Source organism: Aliivibrio sp. S2TY2 (assembly GCF_028765525.1).
GTDB classification, from domain to species: Bacteria; Pseudomonadota; Gammaproteobacteria; order Enterobacterales; family Vibrionaceae; genus Aliivibrio; species Aliivibrio finisterrensis_A.
Map to the genome: position 1 here is coordinate 696,770 of NZ_JARACS010000001.1, position 18,278 is coordinate 715,047.

The 18,278-nt window shown below is 37.4% G+C and carries 24 protein-coding genes and 5 pseudogenes; 4 read left to right on the top strand and 25 right to left on the bottom strand.

The genetic code is table 11. The features are described 5' to 3' along the window. Positions 1-117 precede the first annotated feature (117 nt). The 4 genes from PVK63_RS03120 to PVK63_RS03135 form a co-directional block, all read right to left on the bottom strand. Complete coding sequence (locus PVK63_RS03120; RefSeq protein WP_130087117.1) at positions 118-2,043, bottom strand: transglycosylase SLT domain-containing protein; 1,926 nt, start codon at positions 2,041-2,043, stop codon at positions 118-120. A 73-nt stretch (positions 2,044-2,116) separates the two neighbouring features. Further along, entirely contained in the window at positions 2,117-2,665 is a 549-nt protein-coding gene (locus tag PVK63_RS03125) for a VRR-NUC domain-containing protein (RefSeq protein WP_242511069.1), read from the bottom strand. A gap of 121 nt (positions 2,666-2,786) precedes the next feature. Then, positions 2,787-3,242: a PaaI family thioesterase gene (locus PVK63_RS03130; protein WP_130047377.1), complete on the bottom strand. Its 456-nt coding sequence runs from the start codon at positions 3,240-3,242 to the stop codon at positions 2,787-2,789. Positions 3,243-3,381: 139 nt separating this feature from the next. Then, entirely contained in the window at positions 3,382-4,044 is a 663-nt protein-coding gene (locus PVK63_RS03135; protein WP_165371195.1) for a hypothetical protein, read from the bottom strand. Between the two features lie 62 nt (positions 4,045-4,106). Between PVK63_RS03135 and PVK63_RS03140 the strand changes: the two genes are divergently transcribed. Beyond that, positions 4,107-4,559, top strand: coding sequence for a hypothetical protein (locus PVK63_RS03140; RefSeq protein ID WP_130087119.1), 453 nt, complete (start codon positions 4,107-4,109; stop codon positions 4,557-4,559). 62 nt (positions 4,560-4,621) lie between these two features. On the opposite strand, the gene PVK63_RS03145 is transcribed toward PVK63_RS03140, so the two are convergent. From PVK63_RS03145 to PVK63_RS03175, 7 genes are all read right to left on the bottom strand, one after another. After that, complete coding sequence (locus PVK63_RS03145) at positions 4,622-5,167, bottom strand: sugar O-acetyltransferase (RefSeq protein WP_130087327.1); 546 nt, start codon at positions 5,165-5,167, stop codon at positions 4,622-4,624. After that, entirely contained in the window at positions 5,164-5,421 is a 258-nt protein-coding gene (locus PVK63_RS03150) for a hypothetical protein (RefSeq protein ID WP_130087121.1), read from the bottom strand. Before PVK63_RS03150 ends, PVK63_RS03145 begins: the two co-directional genes overlap by 4 nt. Before the next feature lie 9 nt (positions 5,422-5,430). Further along, positions 5,431-5,745, bottom strand: coding sequence for a cupin domain-containing protein (locus PVK63_RS03155; RefSeq protein ID WP_130087123.1), 315 nt, complete (start codon positions 5,743-5,745; stop codon positions 5,431-5,433). A gap of 86 nt (positions 5,746-5,831) precedes the next feature. Continuing rightward, entirely contained in the window at positions 5,832-6,179 is a 348-nt protein-coding gene (locus tag PVK63_RS03160) for a RidA family protein (protein WP_130044516.1), read from the bottom strand. Between the two features lie 160 nt (positions 6,180-6,339). Further along, positions 6,340-6,693 (bottom strand): YkgJ family cysteine cluster protein, encoded by a 354-nt coding sequence (locus PVK63_RS03165; protein WP_130087125.1) that lies wholly within the window; start codon positions 6,691-6,693, stop codon positions 6,340-6,342. A gap of 5 nt (positions 6,694-6,698) precedes the next feature. Further along, on the bottom strand, positions 6,699-7,034 hold the full coding sequence (locus tag PVK63_RS03170) for a zinc ribbon domain-containing protein YjdM (protein WP_130087127.1): 336 nt from the start codon (positions 7,032-7,034) through the stop codon (positions 6,699-6,701). A 169-nt stretch (positions 7,035-7,203) separates the two neighbouring features. Next, positions 7,204-8,235, bottom strand: a complete 1,032-nt coding sequence (locus PVK63_RS03175; RefSeq protein ID WP_130087129.1) for a cytosolic protein — start codon at positions 8,233-8,235, stop codon at positions 7,204-7,206. 296 nt (positions 8,236-8,531) lie between these two features. On the opposite strand from PVK63_RS03175, the gene PVK63_RS03180 reads away from it, so the two are divergent. Continuing rightward, positions 8,532-10,577 carry a tetratricopeptide repeat-containing diguanylate cyclase gene (locus PVK63_RS03180; RefSeq protein WP_130087131.1) on the top strand — a complete coding sequence of 682 codons (2,046 nt, stop codon included), beginning with the start codon at positions 8,532-8,534 and terminating at the stop codon, positions 10,575-10,577. A gap of 124 nt (positions 10,578-10,701) precedes the next feature. On the opposite strand, the gene PVK63_RS03185 is transcribed toward PVK63_RS03180, so the two are convergent. From PVK63_RS03185 to PVK63_RS03210, 6 genes and pseudogenes are all read right to left on the bottom strand, one after another. Next, positions 10,702-11,097, bottom strand: a complete 396-nt coding sequence (locus tag PVK63_RS03185; protein WP_130087132.1) for an ACT domain-containing protein — start codon at positions 11,095-11,097, stop codon at positions 10,702-10,704. Positions 11,098-11,176: 79 nt separating this feature from the next. Next, the gene (locus PVK63_RS03190) at positions 11,177-11,311 is read right to left on the bottom strand and encodes a hypothetical protein (protein ID WP_274439833.1); all 135 of its coding nucleotides are present in this window, start codon (positions 11,309-11,311) and stop codon (positions 11,177-11,179) included. Between the two features lie 75 nt (positions 11,312-11,386). Further along, positions 11,387-11,851 (bottom strand): hypothetical protein, encoded by a 465-nt coding sequence (locus tag PVK63_RS03195; protein ID WP_130087134.1) that lies wholly within the window; start codon positions 11,849-11,851, stop codon positions 11,387-11,389. 219 nt (positions 11,852-12,070) lie between these two features. Beyond that, entirely contained in the window at positions 12,071-12,523 is a 453-nt protein-coding gene (locus tag PVK63_RS03200) for an NUDIX hydrolase (RefSeq protein ID WP_130087136.1), read from the bottom strand. Positions 12,524-12,543: 20 nt separating this feature from the next. After that, positions 12,544-12,639 (bottom strand): annotated as a pseudogene (locus tag PVK63_RS03205) (YnfA family protein); the annotation flags it as partial. 11 nt (positions 12,640-12,650) lie between these two features. Continuing rightward, positions 12,651-12,918: pseudogene (locus PVK63_RS03210) on the bottom strand (VOC family protein). A gap of 146 nt (positions 12,919-13,064) precedes the next feature. On the opposite strand from PVK63_RS03210, the gene PVK63_RS03215 reads away from it, so the two are divergent. After that, positions 13,065-13,337, top strand: coding sequence for a type II toxin-antitoxin system TacA family antitoxin (locus tag PVK63_RS03215; protein ID WP_065610351.1), 273 nt, complete (start codon positions 13,065-13,067; stop codon positions 13,335-13,337). Further along, positions 13,334-13,840, top strand: coding sequence for a GNAT family N-acetyltransferase (locus PVK63_RS03220; RefSeq protein WP_130087139.1), 507 nt, complete (start codon positions 13,334-13,336; stop codon positions 13,838-13,840). Before PVK63_RS03215 ends, PVK63_RS03220 begins: the two co-directional genes overlap by 4 nt. A gap of 90 nt (positions 13,841-13,930) precedes the next feature. On the opposite strand, the gene PVK63_RS03225 is transcribed toward PVK63_RS03220, so the two are convergent. The 8 genes and pseudogenes from PVK63_RS03225 to PVK63_RS03260 form a co-directional block, all read right to left on the bottom strand. Continuing rightward, positions 13,931-14,410 carry a hypothetical protein gene (locus PVK63_RS03225; protein ID WP_130087141.1) on the bottom strand — a complete coding sequence of 160 codons (480 nt, stop codon included), beginning with the start codon at positions 14,408-14,410 and terminating at the stop codon, positions 13,931-13,933. A gap of 137 nt (positions 14,411-14,547) precedes the next feature. Next, positions 14,548-14,696, bottom strand: a pseudogene (locus PVK63_RS03230) (histidine phosphatase family protein); the annotation flags it as partial. Between the two features lie 155 nt (positions 14,697-14,851). Continuing rightward, the gene (locus tag PVK63_RS03235; protein ID WP_130087143.1) at positions 14,852-15,238 is read right to left on the bottom strand and encodes a VOC family protein; all 387 of its coding nucleotides are present in this window, start codon (positions 15,236-15,238) and stop codon (positions 14,852-14,854) included. A 379-nt stretch (positions 15,239-15,617) separates the two neighbouring features. Further along, positions 15,618-16,028 (bottom strand): annotated as a pseudogene (locus PVK63_RS03240) (NAD-dependent epimerase/dehydratase family protein); the annotation flags it as partial. Then, positions 16,003-16,326 (bottom strand): annotated as a pseudogene (locus PVK63_RS03245) (adenylate kinase); the annotation flags it as partial. The pseudogenes PVK63_RS03245 and PVK63_RS03240, both read right to left, overlap by 26 nt. A gap of 1 nt (position 16,327) precedes the next feature. Beyond that, the gene (locus PVK63_RS03250) at positions 16,328-16,642 is read right to left on the bottom strand and encodes a type II toxin-antitoxin system RelE/ParE family toxin (protein WP_274439836.1); all 315 of its coding nucleotides are present in this window, start codon (positions 16,640-16,642) and stop codon (positions 16,328-16,330) included. Continuing rightward, positions 16,633-16,887, bottom strand: a complete 255-nt coding sequence (locus PVK63_RS03255; protein WP_011263488.1) for a type II toxin-antitoxin system Phd/YefM family antitoxin — start codon at positions 16,885-16,887, stop codon at positions 16,633-16,635. The genes PVK63_RS03250 and PVK63_RS03255 overlap by 10 nt, the downstream gene beginning before the upstream one ends. 177 nt (positions 16,888-17,064) lie before the next feature. Then, positions 17,065-17,634 carry a sugar O-acetyltransferase gene (locus PVK63_RS03260; protein ID WP_130087146.1) on the bottom strand — a complete coding sequence of 190 codons (570 nt, stop codon included), beginning with the start codon at positions 17,632-17,634 and terminating at the stop codon, positions 17,065-17,067. Positions 17,635-18,278: the final 644 nt, after the last annotated feature.

The window sequence follows — 18,278 nt, forward strand, 5'->3', positions numbered from 1 at the left end:
AATGTTGGCGCCATTATATAAATAATAGCGACCAGATAAAGTTAGAAACCATCTCTTTTTCGGATGCATATAACACTAACAGGTGACGCTGTCACTTCTAGTAATTTAACTGCTGCGCTATGGATGCCAGTTTGATTCTGCTTGTGTTAGAAAAGGACCTTTTCGACCCATAATTTCTCGATAATACATTTCAAACATTAAAATATTTTTCACATAAACTCTGGTCTCTTTAAATGAAATGCCCTCGATATACGCAAAGATATCAATATTCGGGTTAGACTGTCGTCGCCATACAGACACCATCGTTGGCCCCGCGTTATACGCAGCGTAAGCAAAAATCCTATTTTGATCATAGTGATTCAATAAATGACCAAGATAGCGACTGCCAATTTCAATGTTCTTTTCAGCGTTAAACAGCTCAGTTCTTTGCTGATAACTGATATCATATTTATCTGTGATGTACGTTGCTGTACTTGGTAAAACCTGCATTAAGCCCAAAGCCCCCACAGGAGAATGAGCGAACGGAGAAAAGCCACTCTCTTGCCGTGTTAATGACAATAACGAAATCACATCAACCTTATGTTTCTTACCATAGCGCTCAAATACATCATAATAATGAACAGGAAAACGCAAATAAATGTAATCCCATAGTTGGCCAACCAATGTCGCATCATGGACAAAAGCCTGCCATTTCTGTTGTTTCGCATAAGCAGTAAGTAAAGCTTTGTCTTTCATTGGTGTTCGACTAATTAGATGGCGCCATTGACTCTTTGCTGCCCCCTCTTTTCCAAGTGCTAACAATTCATGTACTCTAGCTATATCAGATTCATACATAGACAACTTTTCACTGTTTACTTCAGCCCGTGCTATAGGGTATTTAACTTGCCTATTAAGACTGATTGCTGCAGCCACACTATAAAAGTGACGCTCCCCTGATATACGTTTTAATCTCGCTTCTCCCGTTGCCTTATCGCCCAATTCAATTTCACTTCGTCCTAACCAATATTGCCAGCGATACGACGTTATATTCTCTTCTGGTAACTTCAAGACCCAATGTTGAATACCTTTCCAGTCAGCCTTTCTAATCGCCAATCGGATTCGTTGCTCTAATGCTGTTTTATTGCTTGAATTTTTAAATACCTGATCTCGCCATTCAATTACATTTTGATCTTTTGCTTCTAATAATCGTACAGCAGCAAATTCTAACCCCGGTTGAAACTCTCCCTCTTCAAACTTAAAATGATCCATTAAAAACTGAAACGTAGGATAGGCTTTAGCGACATCATGGCGAGCTACATGCATAAACATTGTTTGAGCATAAGCACGATTAAACGAATTATCTTTTTTGGTTTCAAAGCGCATTATCATTTTGTTTGGCTTTTGATATAGATCTAGCATTTCGGTCAATACATCCTTACTCTGCTCACTAGATGCTAATTTTCGTAAATAAGTAATTAGACGTGGATTTCGGCTCTTTACAGCTAATAATGCACGCTGAAGGATCTCTATATCTGTTTTTTCTCCTGCCTGTGTCCAATATGAAAACAAACCATTACAAGCATTAGAGACACTTTCACCGTTTAACCAAAGCATTTTCGCCCCTTTAAATGCCATCTCTGTGTTACCTTGATGGTAATGGGCAGTGTAATACCAACATTGGTAATCTTGATCCCGAGGTAACGTGGTTTGATACTCTGTAAGTGCTTTCCAATTTTTAGATCTAATTAAGGCATTAAGATAGTCTGCACGAATTGAAATAGAAAACGGATAATCAGAATATTCTTTTGAAAATTGGGTCACTTGATCCGGTGTTTTGTTGGTAATATCAAATAAAAATGCACGATAATCTGTATATGCTGCTAATGCATAATCATCAATACTGGCGCGCTTCTTATAATAAACAGAAATGTCTTTCTTATTAAAACCTTGCTGAATGGCGTCATACGCATAGCGATCTAACCATAATTCAGAAACCGACACTGCCTCTGAGCAATAGCCAGTAAAAATCATCCCTATACACCAATGCCTCATCCTTAAGTTCATCAGCTATCCTTTATTTTACTTTTTATAATCAATAAGTGTGGTCTATTTATTGATTATTTTCCATTCATTGATATCAGACCCCAAGAGGCTTAGGAAATTGAACCACTTTAATCTCATAGCTTTTCGCCGCGTATTGATGACTTTCTTCAACTAAAGATACGATTTCCACATCGCATTCCAAAACAGATTTAATGTTTGATAAACAGATCAATTGCGCATCAGTTAAGCTCTCATTAGCCTGCTTAACTACAATAAATAACAATGTTCCATCTGGCTTATATAAAAATAGATCTGGCTCTCCCGAGGTAATTCCTGTTCGTAGTCCTTTAAAAAGAGAAAGCTTAATTGGATCAATATATTGAGCAATCAATACTCGTCCTGAGTGATAGGTTGGGTTTTCAACCTCCCAATTACCTAGAGCGTAAAATACCGTACCTAACCACCCCTTATCGTTATATTGAGCAAGCGTATAATACTTAGAAAAATATAATGAGGGCTCTTCATAAACCTCAGAAGGAACAAATAAATCAGATGATACCCAATCCATCTTCCCTTGATTCCAGCTATCTAACAACGTTTGAGGGTAATGTAATACGGTTTCCTTAATCGTGTGAATCATCATAAACTCCATTTACTACGACAATATTTTAAAAATAAATCAGTTATCTAACTTCTTAATCTATAATACGTTGAATTGTCATTATGGAATTTGATAAGTGGCACATTTTCAACTAGCGGAAAAATTATTTATCTCGATAGATCATACAGGTAGCTGTAGCATGCGCATACAAGTTACCTTGCTTATCTTTCAAGCTTCCTTCTGATATACCCAAAGAGTAACCTGACTGTATGACACGGCTTTCGGCGATCAATAGTATGTTTTGGGGTATTGCCTTCAACATTTTCACATGCAGGTCGATCGTCCCATAACCTACATTAGGTTCTAAGGTGGTATGAACGGCACAGCCTGTTACTAAGTCCATTACTGTTGCAAAGAAACCGCCATGCACACCACCAAGAGGATTTAAATGACGCTCATCCGCCATCGCTTCAAAAATCACTTTTCCATATTCAGCAACAGTGATTTTCATTGGCACAACTTCCGACATTGATGGATGTGGGAAGTCACCAGTCACCATTGCTTGCATCAGTTCTAAGCCAGACAAAAGCTCTAAACCTGTTGTTTTTTCATTAAGCATTGCATTTCCCTATGTATATTTAATTAGAATTATTATCTACATCTAGTAAAAATACTGCTTAATTAAGGGAATGCCATTATCCATTCGTCATAGTGTGAACCAAGTAACAACTGGACAGACCAGGGCCGCTTAACAACTGCTAACTATTTTGCTTTTCCATTTTTAATTCTGCAGAGACTTTAGTTACGCGAACTGAAATTGCAATACAAATCAAATAAGGGCTTAAATACCAAAAAGCTTCTTCCAGTGGATGTTTTTTGGTTTCTAGCATCGTAGTTTCATACACATGCTTTTGACTCTGATAGTTATCAAACATACCTTCTAAGTACATGATATTAGATTCAATTAGCCCCGAGCTAAAAGTGATTCTTGGTAAGCTATCAAACGTAATATTAGGAAGTTCATTAAAATTCATCGAACGTAAATACATTGTTGATTCTAAGAACCAAGCACAAGATTGTTGCGACTCAACCTCCTCATCGACGCCTTTCTCATTCGTACATAAGAAACTCTCTAGCTGATTGGAGGTATACTTATTAATGGATTCAAGGCTTAACACTGCACGAGTATGCTCTGTCTCAGCCCAATCACTGGCTACTCTTGATCTGACTTCAGAGACGGTTCCCATCAATCCTATGCCAGCAACAATCGGCCAAAGATAATCGACTTTTTTCCATTGCACTTTAGATAGGTTTTTGCCACACCACAAAGGGATATGTAAAACTCCAGTAAGAAGTAAGGTCATAAAGAAGAAAAACGTTGAATTGGAGAGTATAATCTCACTACTAAAAAAACTGTCCATAACGGCTTATTTACACTCTTTTGGTTACGTAAACTCTTGGATAAAAATAAAGAAGGCTCTTGATGAAAAAACGCATACATAGTGCATACAAAGGTGAAATCTATGGTATTTCATTTTTTACTTATTTTTCAGATAACTATACTGATAAAACATCTCACCCACTGTGGTTAGCCTTGACTCAAGTTGAGATAGTAACGGCAGATCTACTTGAGATCAGCCTACACAAGCTTCAAATACCGTTTGAACGCCACGACCATTTAATGATCGATAAAGGCATTATTGATGCAAAACGCTGGTTTACTCTGCCTTGGAAAGAGCTTGTAGATACACTCACCGATTGGGTCGAGCCATACGAAAAAAAATACCGTGAGTGGGCTCTAGAAGCTGAAGACCATATTGAAGTCTTCCAGTTAATCGCAGACCACGAGACTGCTATTTACCAATGCTGGAAAGCAGAACAAAACGGAGAACCCGGCATTGGATATTTATCTACATTTATACAAAAGTACACATAACTATAAGTAAAAAGTGATATGTACTATTAACTCAACTTGCTCTTTTTAATGCGTAAATTTACTTATATTGATTTTGTTACGCGACATGGATTCCCAACGGCAACACAGCTCTCTGGTATATCACGCGTAACCACACTCCCCGCTCCAATCACGCAGTTATCTCCAATAGTAACCCCAGGTAATATTGATACATTACCTCCAAACCAAACATTATTGCCAATAGTGATTGGAGAACCATACTCTGTACTTAGGCGCTCAATAGGATCTAACGGATGCGTTGCCGTAGATATCATAACATTCGGACCAAACAGAACATTATCACCAATCGTCACCTTACACACATCTAATATTGTCAAATTATGGTTAGAATAAAAATTACTCCCTAGCTCAATGTTATAGCCATAATCACAAAAGAAATTCGGTTCTATATTTACGTGATCTTTTATACAAAGCAGACCTTTTAAAATCTCAGCCCTTTCACCTAGCTTGGTTGGATCAGCCAAGTTAAATTGATGACATATTGCCTTCGCTCTCATCCTTTCACTGAGCAAAACGTCATCCCAAGCATCGTAAGGTAAACCTGCAAGCATTTTTTCTTTTTCAGTCATTTTAATACACATCGAGATGCCTTAGTTCCTGTAATAAAAGCGATAATAAGCAACAATAAAACAAATACGGTAGACACCAGATAACTGATCCCTACAGAAAAACCAAATCCCCAAGCTAACGCGAAAACCAATCCCTGAAAAGCCTCATAAGGCCATTGATAAACAGGGGAATGTGAACCTGCAGATAACAAAGCAATAAGTCCTATTAACGTAAAAAATGAAGCCAATAAACCAAAAAATTGTGCTTTATCCATCTCTATTACTCAAACATAAAAAATAGCTAACCAAACCGTTACTTCTTTTAAAGATGTTGCTTTAACCTTGTGCTTTTCGTGCGCTTTAATATTAAGGTAATCGCCTTTCTTTAAGTGTACTTCACGGCCATCTTCAAACTCTATGACACCAAAACCAGATAACACCACCACCCACTCATTTTCATCCTGATCATACCACCCTTGCGCTGGCGAACTCTGTCCATAAGATAAAATACGCTCAATGCGGAGATTCTGAGTTGTCACTATCTCTTCAAATATCTCAGAAGGGACAGTGGTTGGAATATCTTCAAATACATTATTCATCTGCTGCTCTCCCTGCATAGCATTAAAAACAAAAAAACTCGATAAACCATTGCCTATCGAGCTTTATTTTAATACAAATCGTCTTGTTATTTCACTGCTGCTACAAAAGCAATTTCAACTAAATAATCAGGATCAGCTAACTCAACTTTTAAACAAGCTCGGCTTGGTGCGCAGCCTTCAGGCAACCACTTAATCCATGCTTCATTTAAAATGCTTAGATTTGCAAAATCAGTAACATAGATAGTGACTGAAACAAGACGTGATTTATCACTGTTTACGCTTGCTAGCATCGCTTCTGCTTGAACAAACACTTGCTCTACCTGACCTAGCATATCTGCAGTTTCATCAGCTGGCACTTCTACAAAATGCGCCATCTTATTAAACACAGTTACATCAGACCATTTTTCACTTGGATTAATACGTTGGATATCCATTATTCAATAACACTCAGTTATAAATTATCGTGGCGCATTTTGCTCAAGATTTACCATTTTGTCACTCTAAATTTATAAAAAATGCACATGATTTATGCGACTCAAATTTGGACAATTATACTATGGCAGTAAGGTATTAATATCTGAGTCTTTATTGTATTCAAACCAACACTTGCCGTGTACTTCTATTAAAGTGATGCACTAATTTTTCGATATTCTCATCTATCATTTGCTCAGGTTTACATCCATTTGGACAGGCCATACGTGGTGTTGTACCAAACAAGCGGCAGATCAGTGGACGCTCTTCATATACAGTGCATCCATGCGGACCTAAGTGCACACAATTATACGCTTCTAGTGCGGCTTCATGTTCAGCGTCTGTTTTAACAGGCAAACGTCGCATTTCTTCTGCTGATGCCGTGACTGGTCCACAGCAATCGTGACACCCTTTTGTGCATTCGAACGATGGAATACGCTGTCGTAAAATCTCAATGACTTCTCGATCATCATTCATAATAGTTAAGCTTTTTTAACAAATTGAGCAGTGACCATCATTTCACCAACGCCATCGACTTTACAATCTAACTGATGATCTTTTCCATCAACGATACGTTTAATAACTGCTTTTGTGCCGACTTTAATCACTAAAGAGCTGCCTTTTACTTTGAGATCTTTAGCAACCGTAACTTTGTCGCCTTCTTCTAACAAGGTTCCGTTCGCGTCTTTTACGCTCACCATCTCTTCCATAAAGACTTCTTCAGGGTTCCATTCATGGGCACACTCAGGACAAATGAGATGGTTTTGATCTGGATAAACAAATTCTGAATGACATGCAGGGCAAGGAGGAAGAGACATATTCGATTACTTCTTATTTAAAGGACTTAATCTTTATAGTAATAGGTCTATATAAAGAATGAAATGCCTTAGTGAAATATCATTAAAGCGCACATACAAAAACGCCCCAGTCATGATGAGGCGTTTTTATTCAGTTATCGGTACAAGCACTAATTATCAGCAATAAGCGCTAAGCTAACTGTCTTAATTTATGCTCAACCATTGGGTCATCAGGCACTAATAACTGCGCCATTTCTAACAGTTGAATCGCATCCTGTGGGTGCTCATCTTGATGCTTCATTGCGATATCGATCAAAGGTTGTACGTCTATTTGAGCTTGGTGCTCTTGTACGTGCGCTTCTTTCTCACCAAGAACAATATTGTGTGCTTTACTCAATAAACCCAGACGATGCTCAGAGCTTGAATTGGCTTTATTAAGGCGCTTGTAATAATCTTCTTTAAAACGCAATGTTTTAGTCTGCTGACGGAACTGAGCAATATCGATTTGTTGGTGACGCATAAAATCAACCGCCACTTGCTTATAAAAACCAAACTTATTCAAATACGTTGCATGAGTACCGTGCCCCATGCCAAACACACGTAAATGTGTCAATTCTGGATAACGTTTTGCGTGCAGGCGATCAATGCGGTTAGTCGGATCATAAATGATATAACCTTTCGCTTTGCCTAAATTAAGATCGTGGTAATCCCCTTCCCAATCAAATTGTTGTGCTATCTCTGTGCTTGATCTGTCATCCCATGGCGCTATTTTCTGGTTTTTAGTGCTCACAGGGTGAAACAGCAAAACTTGATCGAGTTGCAACACATCAGCAAAAGCACCAACGGCAAAACCACCACGACTTAACCCATAACCCAATCGGTTTTTAAACGGTTCGAGTAATGTGGATAATTGTTCGAGGAAGAAGATTAAATTGCGATTACGGAACCAATTACTTTGACCTAAATGTTGAAAAGCAATGATATTCACTTCTTGCTTTTGCGCCAAGTGATAACCCCACGGTGCAAAGTCATCATGAAGATCTTGTTCTTTTAGGTTAGTTCCAGCAGGAGAAAACGTAAACAGTAATGGCTTATCCAAGTCAATAAACTCATACTTAACAAAGACATCGTCAAGTAAATCGCTTCCAGTCATTGGAAGTCTTGCTTGTTGCTCTGAACGTGAGTTGGTTAACCACTCATCTAACCAATACAGTAATTTCATTTAGCTCTCCTCTAAAACAGGCGCGAGATTGTATCAAAGATAGCCGCTGAACGAAAATTTAGTTTGAACACTAATATTTATAACTAAAATAAATTTAATAAGCAGTTGATCCAGAAGAATAAAAAACAAGCAGTAATTATGAAAGAAATCCACTAGAACTGATTATTCGCATTTTCATTTATTGTTGAATATCACATAACAACAAAAACAACCTCTCAATAATAAGATTTTAATGTATATTTATCCTTATTCTATTGATAAAATAAATATTACTTAATTCTATTTGATATTCCTGCATGAAACTAAGGCTTTTAACAGCTACGCTGATTTCTATAATCTTGATTCTTGTTCTTTCTATTAGCCTTTTATCGAAAGATACACCTGTAAATTCATCTAAAGAATCGCCTTCAATCAAGAAAGCCATTGAGTTAATCCTTAACATTCAGTCAGCCCGCCGCGGGGAACATCTTGATTTTTTAGTCTCTGTAATCTCTCAGCCTACAACGTTACAAACAAAAAAATCAGATATCTTCTATATTGAATTTCTTAAAGGCTATATAGCTTCAGCTAACAACCAATTTGAACTGGCTGAAAAGCATTTTAATTATGCTAAGCAATACATATATACCGATCTTCCTGCACATGTACTCTCTCGTTTTTATTATGAAAGAAGTTATATTGAAATAGAGCAAAAACAGTACGAAAGGTCGAAACTTAGCTACCAAAATGCGGAAAATTTATTTAATTCAAACCAAGATTATAGCGATACCTTTATCTCGATCTCATTAGGTCGAACTTATGATCTTGCTCATGTTGAAAAAGGAAGCTTACTCAGTATTCAACAAGCTCAAAAAACACTTGAATTCGCACAAGAAATCAAATATCCAGAAATGGAACGAGTCTTTTTCATTCTTGGCCTTTCTTATTGGAACAACAATCAAACCATTCTAGGTATTGATTTTAAATTAAAAGCGCTAAATATTTACATAAAGAAAGAGCAATATAGCGATATTGTTTATACCTTAACGGACATTGGTATCGATTATCTTTTTTTAAAAAACTATGACGAAGCGATTCGCCAATTGACGCAAGCACTTGAGTATCAAAATAAAAATAACAACACAGAACCTGATGAAGCTTATTACATCGTATACAAGCTTTATAGTGCATACCTTCAAATCAATGATATGGCAAATGCAAAGTATTACTTAGATGAAGCAAAGAGACTTCTTAGAGCACAAAGTGACTCGATTGTTAAAGAAAACTTCCAAACAAACCAATTATTACTAGAAGCTGAGTACCTTTCGATTACCGGAAAAGCAGAAGAAGCACTTATGCTACTAACACAAGCCAGTGAGCGTCACGCAAATGGGCTTTCAAACAGCTTTTATCACTTTGATGTCACCTTAAATAATACTTATGGTAAGGTTTACAATCATTTAGGTTTATATGATGACTCTATTCATCACCACACTTTAGCAAAAGAGGCGATTCAAAAGCGTAAACTCTTTTACTTGGAAGATGAAACATACTCCTATTTATATGATGCCTACCTGCAACAAAAAGACTACCAAAAAGCCGCTTTCTATTTAGAAAAAAGCCACGCGGTAAAGGCGAAGCAGTTGAATGATAATAACCAAGCACAAACTCAATTTTTACTTCACTCTTTTGATAATAAAAAGAAAGAAAGTCGAATTTTAGAACTTGAAAAAAACGCCAATAAGATAATGTTCTTTTCTGGTTTTCTGCTTTGTATTCTTGTCGTTATCGCTGTTTTTGTTCGAATTTTGTTCAGCAAAAACAAAAAGATCAATGCCCTTAATATTAAATTACATGAGCTTAGTTTAACCGACGGTTTAACAGCAGTACCAAATAGAAGAGCATTAGAATTGCACTTCTTAGAGAACATGCAAGATATAACTATTCGCTCTGTCATGATGATAGATATAGATTACTTTAAAAATTACAACGACACCTATGGCCATAAAAAAGGTGATGAAGCATTAATCGCAGTCGCTAAAGCGTTAAAAGAAAGCTGTAGAGATCATGATTTTCTCGCTCGATTTGGCGGTGAAGAATTTATTATTGTAATGAAGGATACCAATAAAGCAGAATCAATAAAGATGGCCGAAAACATTCAAGCCAGTGTCGCGTCTTTATCTATTCCTCATAAGAACTCTGATGTGTCTTCTTTTATTACCTTAAGCATGGGGATTACAACCTACTCTGTTAATAAAGAAGATAGTGCAAATAATGAAAAGGCGATAATCAAAGCAGATAAGGCGTTGTACTATTCAAAGAACAATGGCAGAAATCAAAACACCCACTTTTATGATATTTGAATATAAAAAAGCCGAGTAACACTCGGCTAAAAATCATAATTCCAATATGTTGCTGTATTTTTAGACATCGCATCCTCCATGGCACATAGCCACTATATTAAGTCGTGATCGTTGTGAATCAGTCTTAAGCGCTGAACTCCTCTAACGCAGATACGGCCTCTTCTGCTTTGCTAGTTTGAACAAAAATATGATCGTGATAATAAGCTGCAATGACATTCGCACTAATACCCTTTGATGCTAACTTACTTGCGACGGCGGCGGTCAGACCAACGGCTTCCAAGCTCGAGTGAACAGTTAATGTGATTTGACTGTAGGAACCTTCAAACGATAACCCATTGGTCTCAGCTACTGACTTTTCAAGAACGAGAGTTAACCCTTCAGGTTCAAAAAATGTCGCGATTGGATTTAACCCAATATACTCTTTGAGTCCGCCAGAGACAGTACAAAACACGAACTCAGCAGCAAGTAACTTTGGCCTCATCGAACGCAATAATTCATCTAAATCTGTAATACCTGACATGTATCAGATCTCCTTATTATGCGTTAGGCGTTAAATTAAGTACCTTATTATGCCTTTTAATTCGTAGGCTAAGAAAATACTATTTATCGTTTTCTTTGCCCTGTAAATACTCTTCGTACTTTCTAGAGACCCATTGATGAATATGAAGTCCAGTTTTACGAACAATAAACCAATCTATAGCAGCTAAAACAACAAAACCAATTATAGTTCCCATTAAAAATCCTCCATTATCTCAAATTAAGGTTCAAGCAATGCTACCATAATTGTAATCGTTAACTTTCTATTTCAATTATTCACACCAATCATCACTTGCTACCGGACTAGAATAGTCTCTTTGTTCACCTTCTATTGATATTTTTTTACCGTTGTTAAATTCATACAAGTAGGCAACACATCCCTTATAAGAAGAAACCATTAATACCTCATAAACACCATTTATTTTAGGGGTAAATGTTGCAGTAATAGAACAAGATTTCACACCATTATAATCATCAAAACCATACCCAAATGTAAAACTTTGCTTTTCACCTCCTAAGAGAGTTAATTCTTTATATGAAAGTCTATCCACTTTACCGGCATTCTGTTTTCCAGTACAAAACTGTGCATCTTTATATATAAAAATTTCAGCATCACCTCTCCCTTGATTGGAAAATTTAATTGTTGCTACATTATTAGATATTGGCTCATCGTAAGGAGTCGACACACAGCCAGTTAACGTTAAAAGGAAAACTAACTTAAACAATCGAGAATACATATAAATCACCTGTAATATTATAAGAGAATGACCTATCAACTTATGAAGATCATAATGTGTTTGGTTATCTTACAATCTGACTATTAATTTTATCGATATAAAAGTGTGAACTCGTTCGAATATATAATTCAATATAACAAGGGAAATTGATGACTTAAATAAAAGAAAACGCTGAATTAAGGAGTGAGCAACGCCACCATAAAAGATTTTAAGTGTTTCTTAGCCAGCATCTACCCGATAAAGCGCATTGACTGGCTTTTCTACAAAATACGACCACACATGCTTAAACACTGCGTGTTGATTTGGAAATGGGGCCAACTCTAGCGCGTCTTCTAAACTACACCACTTATATTCTGTGTGTTCTTCATTTAGCACCACTTCTTGCTCTGGTGGGCACATCACAACGAAAACAGGGATAAGCTGAATTACATTCACACTCGCTTCATAAAACTGCTCTAAAAACTGAGCATTATATAGGTTTGACACTTCAATTTGAGTCTCTTCCTTAAACTCACGAACGATAGCATCAATGCCAGTTTCATCTTCTTCAATTGAGCCTGCAACATGACACCAAAAGCCACCTTTGACTCTTTTCATGAGTAGCATTTTCACTTCGCCATCAATTTTAGATAATGCCACGCCTGACACTATTGATGTATTTAATGGGATCATATTAACCTCTTAAAGTGTTGTTATGTGGTTCTTGGGGAGAACATTATGATTGCCATTCCTAGTATCGCTACTAAAGCACCTACAATATCCCATAAGCTAGGACGAATGCCATCTACATCCTTATTTGTTATATGCGAGCTTCCGACCAAACTGCGAACTCATTGCCGCTTGGCTCTATCCGCACTGTAAAAGACCAAAAGAGCCCCGCCAGAATTTTTCTGGCTGCAAGAATCTGCCTTAAAGAAACCACCGTCTAAACCCTGATTGGAAAACGCTGAATATTCCGGACCATAATCGACAAAATTCCAACCAAAAACTGAAGAGAAAAATGATTTAGTTGATTCTAAGTCCTTTGCACCAAACTCTACATAATTTAGTTTTTCATGCTGATTCATTTCGTACCCCTTTCTGATTTCCCCGAGCGCGGTAAGTTGTGTTAATGCATTTGCTAATTGCGTGCCAAAGTGACACAAAACTTGTCATCGTATAATAATTAAACTAGAATTCACTTGTGCCACTTTGACACTGAATGGAGATTATTATGGCTACTGCATTACCTCGTATTACAGCACGTGTAGATATTGATACACAAGAACTACTGTCTCAAGCTGCGGCTATTGCCGGTATGTCTAGCATTAACTCATTTGTGCTTAGTGCAGCTGTAGAAAAAGCAAAAACTATTATGGAACGTGAACGTGCCTTACAACTAAGTCAGCAAGATGCTATGAGTTTAATGACTGCGTTAGACCAACCAGCCAAACCAAATAGCAAGTTACAAAAAGCCGCTTCACGTTACATGGATAAAACTCAATAATGAATACGGTCCAATTAGAAAAAGCTAAACATGACCGAAATCGTTTTGATTGTGGTATTACCCCACTCAATAATTACTTGAAAGTTATGGCAAGCCAACAAGCTAAGAAAGACAATACTCGTACCTTTGTTCTTGAAGATAAACAATGTCCTGATCACATTATTGGTTATTACACATTAACAATGACACCAATTGATCTTCAGGATTTACCTCCTAAATTACAGAAGAAACATCACAGTGTAACTTCTGGTGGTTTGATTGCCCGCTTAGCCGTTGACCATAGATACAAAGGTCAGGGGTTCGGTGAATGGCTTTTGATTGATGCACTTAGAAAGCTATTAATGGCAAGTGAAACAGTCGCCTTCCCTGTTGTCATTGTTGCCGCAAAAGATGGCGCTGAATATTTCTATGAAAAATACGGTTTTACTGCGTTCAAAGACGCTGATAACAAACTGTTTATTACAATTGCAGACATTAGAGCCAGTATCGGTGAATTAATTTAAACCGAGAAGCAGTTAACGTCCTGTTAAGACGTGAGATTGAGCCTTTTTTATAATGGTAAAGCTATATTTGTATTCATCATTTAATTCCTACTATTTCTGTTTCTTTCCCACATACGGGTTTTTCTCTAGCATATTGATCACCTTTTGTTCATTCATTCTATTTCGACCTAATGAGGTTATTGACGCTCGTTTTAGCGGGGATGGTCTACTGTTAATAAGAATACCATTAGAAGTAAACATTATTGTAATTAGCTCCCCCCAGCTACCTAACGTAGAACTCGACTCAAACTCTAACCTAACCATTTCAACATCACTAACCATACTCCAACCATTAATTATTGCTGCACTCTTGCAATTCTGATAATTCGCTAAGTTAGATGGGTAACCAGTATTTCTTAGTAACAAATTGCGCTTGACCTTCCGGAAAATATAAATGCTTATAATTAGAGCAATAAGAGCCGAAACTAAGTGCTCAGAAGAGGCAAGATAGATCGCTACAACCAATCCAGAAGCCGGGATCATAAATCGCATTAATGACTCATTTACTGTTGGTTCTAGATGTTTTTTCATTGTTCTTGTCCATAAGGCCTTAGAAACATAACGCCGCATTAAGGTGTGAGCCACGCTACTACGACACTCGACTGGAACATCGTAAACACTAAACTAGACCCAAACCAAAACCGCCAAGCGTTGTGAATCCATCTTGAACGATAATTTCCACAATCAATGCCGTTATCTTGATAACCTGCCAAACCTTCGAACACATTGAAATGAGATACTACGATTACCTTGAGTAACGCGTATATCTAGATAACACATTTTCTGCGCGGCTTTTAAGTGCATCCCAATACTCATATGACACATTATCAGCCTCCACATTATTTTTCAGAATAGTCCACATAGCATTTCTCTTTTTAGAACTGTATTTTTTGATGATTCAAGTTATTGATAGCATTAACAATAAGTTAAGTACTATTGATTGGTCTTTAACTAAGTTAATATATGCCTTTATTAGATATGCTCTTTAAGCTTCCAAGGTGGGTTCAGACGATTTTCTCCAGCCCAATATAATTTTATTTTGTTTCCTGAAGGGTCACTTAATCCCGCTTCTTTCCACAGATAAGATTGCATTGTCAGCTCTTGAGAAAAGACTATACCTTTACTTTTTAGGGACTCTACCAATTGTTCGAGTTCTTCATGTTCAAAATAAATAACACCTCGACAATCTAGATCTCTTTTATCAGTATCAAGATAAATAGAGAATGTTGCATCACCATCAGGAAACGAAAAACGAGCATAATGCTCATCAGCAACAATTTGAGTTAACCCAAGGGTTTTATAGAAATCGACAGCTAAATTTATGTCATGAACTGCCAGGGTAACTTGATTAAAATTCATTTACTTTCCTTGTATAAATATCTACTACATTCTTTGTGGTTTTGCCAAATACCGATGTTAACTTGAATCAAAAAAGACCTACTAAAAACACCGCTGAAATTAAACCTGTAAAAAAGCTCGGATAATGAAATGTATGCTTTTGTGAAGTAATGTATTCCCTTGCTAGTTCTTCTTGATAACTCTTGGACGCCAGTTCTTTTATGCAATGATTTTGCATAACCTATCCTCTTCTTTTTTTATTTAGGATAAGCATAAAACCTCAAGCTAAGTTTAGGTCAAATTAATTTTTTAGGTGTAGAGATTACTTTTAAGCTAAACGCCAAATAATAGAGTTTTCTTAAATGAACGCCAAGCGTTGAGAATCACTCTTGAATGTTTGTTAGCTGCGTTTCAAAATTGGTAATACTTCTGCTGTTTCAGTATCTAGCATTTCCAAAACACTTTCAAAACCATGTATAGGTAACCAGCCTAATTTCTCACGTGCGGACGATGAATCATATACGCGATCTAAACTTTGAGGTAACTGCCAATTTCTTTGTTTAAATGCTAGTACGATTTCAGGGCACTTACGCTTGATAACAGCTTCGGCTTCGGCATCAGTATATAGGGCTTCGCAATCAGAAAGATGAAAAGGAGTTGCCCCTGAGATTATAAAACGATTAAAGCCGCTTAGCCGTTTTTCCACTGCACATAAATGAGCATTTGCTACATCGCGAGCATCAATACCACGAGTCAAACGAAATACTACCATTAAATCCGCAGACTCAGGAAAGCATCTCGACATTTTTAGCTTGCGTCAAAGCAAAGTCATTTAACTCAGACACTGTTTTAATTATGTAAACTTCTTTACTGCTCGAGTATTCCATTACCGTAGAGGTGAAATCATCGTTCCAGAACTTAGGACACAACTTAAGTGTCTTGTAGCTATTCACTGTGCCTTTTAATATCGAACTTCCTTCTGGCCACCCCTCTGGCTTTACAAAGAGTCCTTTGAGAAGGCGCTTAGTCACAAACCAGTAACTGACCGAATATGGTAAATCGATGTAGACCAGTGTGTCAGCTACCGCTAAACGCTCGTTAAAGGAACTCTTACTGCAAACCACGGTCATTGAGAACAAATTGGCGTAACTCGCGCTCTTCCCTCATGACATAAAGAATATATACGATATCATCGTTGGTTACTTTGTAAAAAATACGGCATGGCGGCAATACAATTTCACGATAATCTAAATGAGGAAGCTCAGGAACACTACGTCCTGATAATGGAAAATCCTCTAAACGCTCAACACGATGGAAAACTGATTGAACTAACGCCTTAGCCGATAAAATATTATTAATAGCGATATATTCTGCAATTTCGTCCAAATCTAATAATGCTGATTCAGTCCAATTAATTACAGCCATTTATTCATCTTCTCTTTTGCGGCTTCATGAGAAACTACACGATTGTCTGAAATTGCTTTTTCACCGCGAGCAATACCTTCAAGAATAGCTATTCGTTTTTGCATAAACTCATAATCATCAACATCTAACAAATAAGCAGACGGTTGACCGTGCTCTGTAATTAACACTGGTTCTTTTGAAGCATGAAGTTCAGAAAGAATCTTGGTTGCTTGACGTTTTAATGTAGTGACTAATTCAACTTTCATATTCAGTTTCCATTATCTAAAGAACAAAGTATCACTATTGTATCACTTAATTATCCATTGAGACAGGTCATTTAACGCCGCGTTAAGGTGTGAGCGGCGCTTACCTATACTTTGAGCGAAGCGAAAACGGCAAGCGTGCGAATCACTCTTAAATGCTTGTTAGGTGCGTGTTTACCCTTACTCTGGATTGATGTTTTCTTTCACGACTCTCGCAGGATTACCGACTACAACTGTATTTTCAGGCACATCTTTAGTCACGACACTTCCCGCACCAATAACAGCACCATAGCCAATATTTACACCGGGTAAAACAACCACATTAGCTCCAATCCACACTTTATCCGCTATGTGGATTGGTTTAGCAAACTCTTCGTAAGTATAACGGGTGGCAGCATCAAGAGGATGACCAGCAGTACATAGAGTGACGTTAGGACCTATCATTACGTAGTCACCAATGATGACCTTACCGCAGTCCAAAATGACACCATTCGTATTCATATAGAAATTTTTGCCGACTTCTATGTTATAACCATAATCACAGAAAAACTGTCCATTTAACTGAGTTGTTTCATCAGAGCCGCCAAAGAGAGTTCGAATCAAGGCATTCTTTTCATTAGCCTCAAAACATGTGCTGATTTGATGACACAATTTAGCTGCCTTAAGCCTATCTTCAGGTAAACCTTCTGAGTTAGGGTTATACAGTTCACCGCTAATATGGCTCTTTGCTCTGTTACTCAATACATCCATTTTTATTCCCGATTTATTGAAGAGTGCCCAAAGCACCTAACGCCGCATTAAGTAGTGAGCAACACTACAACCTTACTAAACCATTACACCGTAAACACCAAAACTCGACTTGAGCCGAGAATGCCGAGCGTTGGGAATCTGTCTTAAACGCTTTGTTAGTTTGCTTACATGATGCAGCCAAAGTTTAGCACCAAGGTGCTGAATTGGTTATAAAACTACTGGCTTTCGACGCAGATGTAAAACTGAAAACTACGAAACTCCAACCCAACTAACAAATCGAACTTGGCTAAGAAGCGACATGCGCTAAACAACCAAGATTTAAAGCTCTCAAACTGGCAAAGGATCCGTTCGATGAACCTGACAACCAAGTGCGACTAAAACCAATATTCACGAATTAGCCACCAAGAACAAGAAACTACACCAAAGAATTATCACGAAAAAGTTAGAGCCAGTAAGTAACTGCATAACCGCAAACACTTCCCATATAGTGCTACCGGAAAGTTCCTGTGATTAGCAAACCAACAGGTGCAAAGCACAATAACCGGACAAGCTCTCGGAATAAAATCCCTTTCCTACTCTTGTAAACTAACGCCCAATTAAGGTGTGAAGTACGCTACCCCTACACCCAATTTGAACACCGTAAA

What these genes read in the sequence shown, in the direction of transcription:
- PVK63_RS03120 (WP_130087117.1), bottom strand. Translation starts at nt 2,043, where the DNA reads ATGAACTTAAGGATGAGGCATTGGTGTATAGGGATGATTTTTACTGGC.
- PVK63_RS03125 (WP_242511069.1), bottom strand. Translation starts at nt 2,665, where the DNA reads ATGATGATTCACACGATTAAGGAAACCGTATTACATTACCCTCAAACG.
- PVK63_RS03130 (WP_130047377.1), bottom strand. Translation starts at nt 3,242, where the DNA reads ATGCTTAATGAAAAAACAACAGGTTTAGAGCTTTTGTCTGGCTTAGAA.
- PVK63_RS03135 (WP_165371195.1), bottom strand. Translation starts at nt 4,044, where the DNA reads ATGGACAGTTTTTTTAGTAGTGAGATTATACTCTCCAATTCAACGTTT.
- PVK63_RS03140 (WP_130087119.1), top strand. Translation starts at nt 4,107, where the DNA reads ATGAAAAAACGCATACATAGTGCATACAAAGGTGAAATCTATGGTATT.
- PVK63_RS03145 (WP_130087327.1), bottom strand. Translation starts at nt 5,167, where the DNA reads ATGACTGAAAAAGAAAAAATGCTTGCAGGTTTACCTTACGATGCTTGG.
- PVK63_RS03150 (WP_130087121.1), bottom strand. Translation starts at nt 5,421, where the DNA reads ATGGATAAAGCACAATTTTTTGGTTTATTGGCTTCATTTTTTACGTTA.
- PVK63_RS03155 (WP_130087123.1), bottom strand. Translation starts at nt 5,745, where the DNA reads ATGAATAATGTATTTGAAGATATTCCAACCACTGTCCCTTCTGAGATA.
- PVK63_RS03160 (WP_130044516.1), bottom strand. Translation starts at nt 6,179, where the DNA reads ATGGATATCCAACGTATTAATCCAAGTGAAAAATGGTCTGATGTAACT.
- PVK63_RS03165 (WP_130087125.1), bottom strand. Translation starts at nt 6,693, where the DNA reads ATGAATGATGATCGAGAAGTCATTGAGATTTTACGACAGCGTATTCCA.
- PVK63_RS03170 (WP_130087127.1), bottom strand. Translation starts at nt 7,034, where the DNA reads ATGTCTCTTCCTCCTTGCCCTGCATGTCATTCAGAATTTGTTTATCCA.
- PVK63_RS03175 (WP_130087129.1), bottom strand. Translation starts at nt 8,235, where the DNA reads ATGAAATTACTGTATTGGTTAGATGAGTGGTTAACCAACTCACGTTCA.
- PVK63_RS03180 (WP_130087131.1), top strand. Translation starts at nt 8,532, where the DNA reads ATGAAACTAAGGCTTTTAACAGCTACGCTGATTTCTATAATCTTGATT.
- PVK63_RS03185 (WP_130087132.1), bottom strand. Translation starts at nt 11,097, where the DNA reads ATGTCAGGTATTACAGATTTAGATGAATTATTGCGTTCGATGAGGCCA.
- PVK63_RS03190 (WP_274439833.1), bottom strand. Translation starts at nt 11,311, where the DNA reads ATGGGAACTATAATTGGTTTTGTTGTTTTAGCTGCTATAGATTGGTTT.
- PVK63_RS03195 (WP_130087134.1), bottom strand. Translation starts at nt 11,851, where the DNA reads ATGTATTCTCGATTGTTTAAGTTAGTTTTCCTTTTAACGTTAACTGGC.
- PVK63_RS03200 (WP_130087136.1), bottom strand. Translation starts at nt 12,523, where the DNA reads ATGATCCCATTAAATACATCAATAGTGTCAGGCGTGGCATTATCTAAA.
- PVK63_RS03215 (WP_065610351.1), top strand. Translation starts at nt 13,065, where the DNA reads ATGGCTACTGCATTACCTCGTATTACAGCACGTGTAGATATTGATACA.
- PVK63_RS03225 (WP_130087141.1), bottom strand. Translation starts at nt 14,410, where the DNA reads ATGAAAAAACATCTAGAACCAACAGTAAATGAGTCATTAATGCGATTT.
- PVK63_RS03235 (WP_130087143.1), bottom strand. Translation starts at nt 15,238, where the DNA reads ATGAATTTTAATCAAGTTACCCTGGCAGTTCATGACATAAATTTAGCT.
- PVK63_RS03250 (WP_274439836.1), bottom strand. Translation starts at nt 16,642, where the DNA reads ATGGCTGTAATTAATTGGACTGAATCAGCATTATTAGATTTGGACGAA.
- PVK63_RS03255 (WP_011263488.1), bottom strand. Translation starts at nt 16,887, where the DNA reads ATGAAAGTTGAATTAGTCACTACATTAAAACGTCAAGCAACCAAGATT.
- PVK63_RS03260 (WP_130087146.1), bottom strand. Translation starts at nt 17,634, where the DNA reads ATGGATGTATTGAGTAACAGAGCAAAGAGCCATATTAGCGGTGAACTG.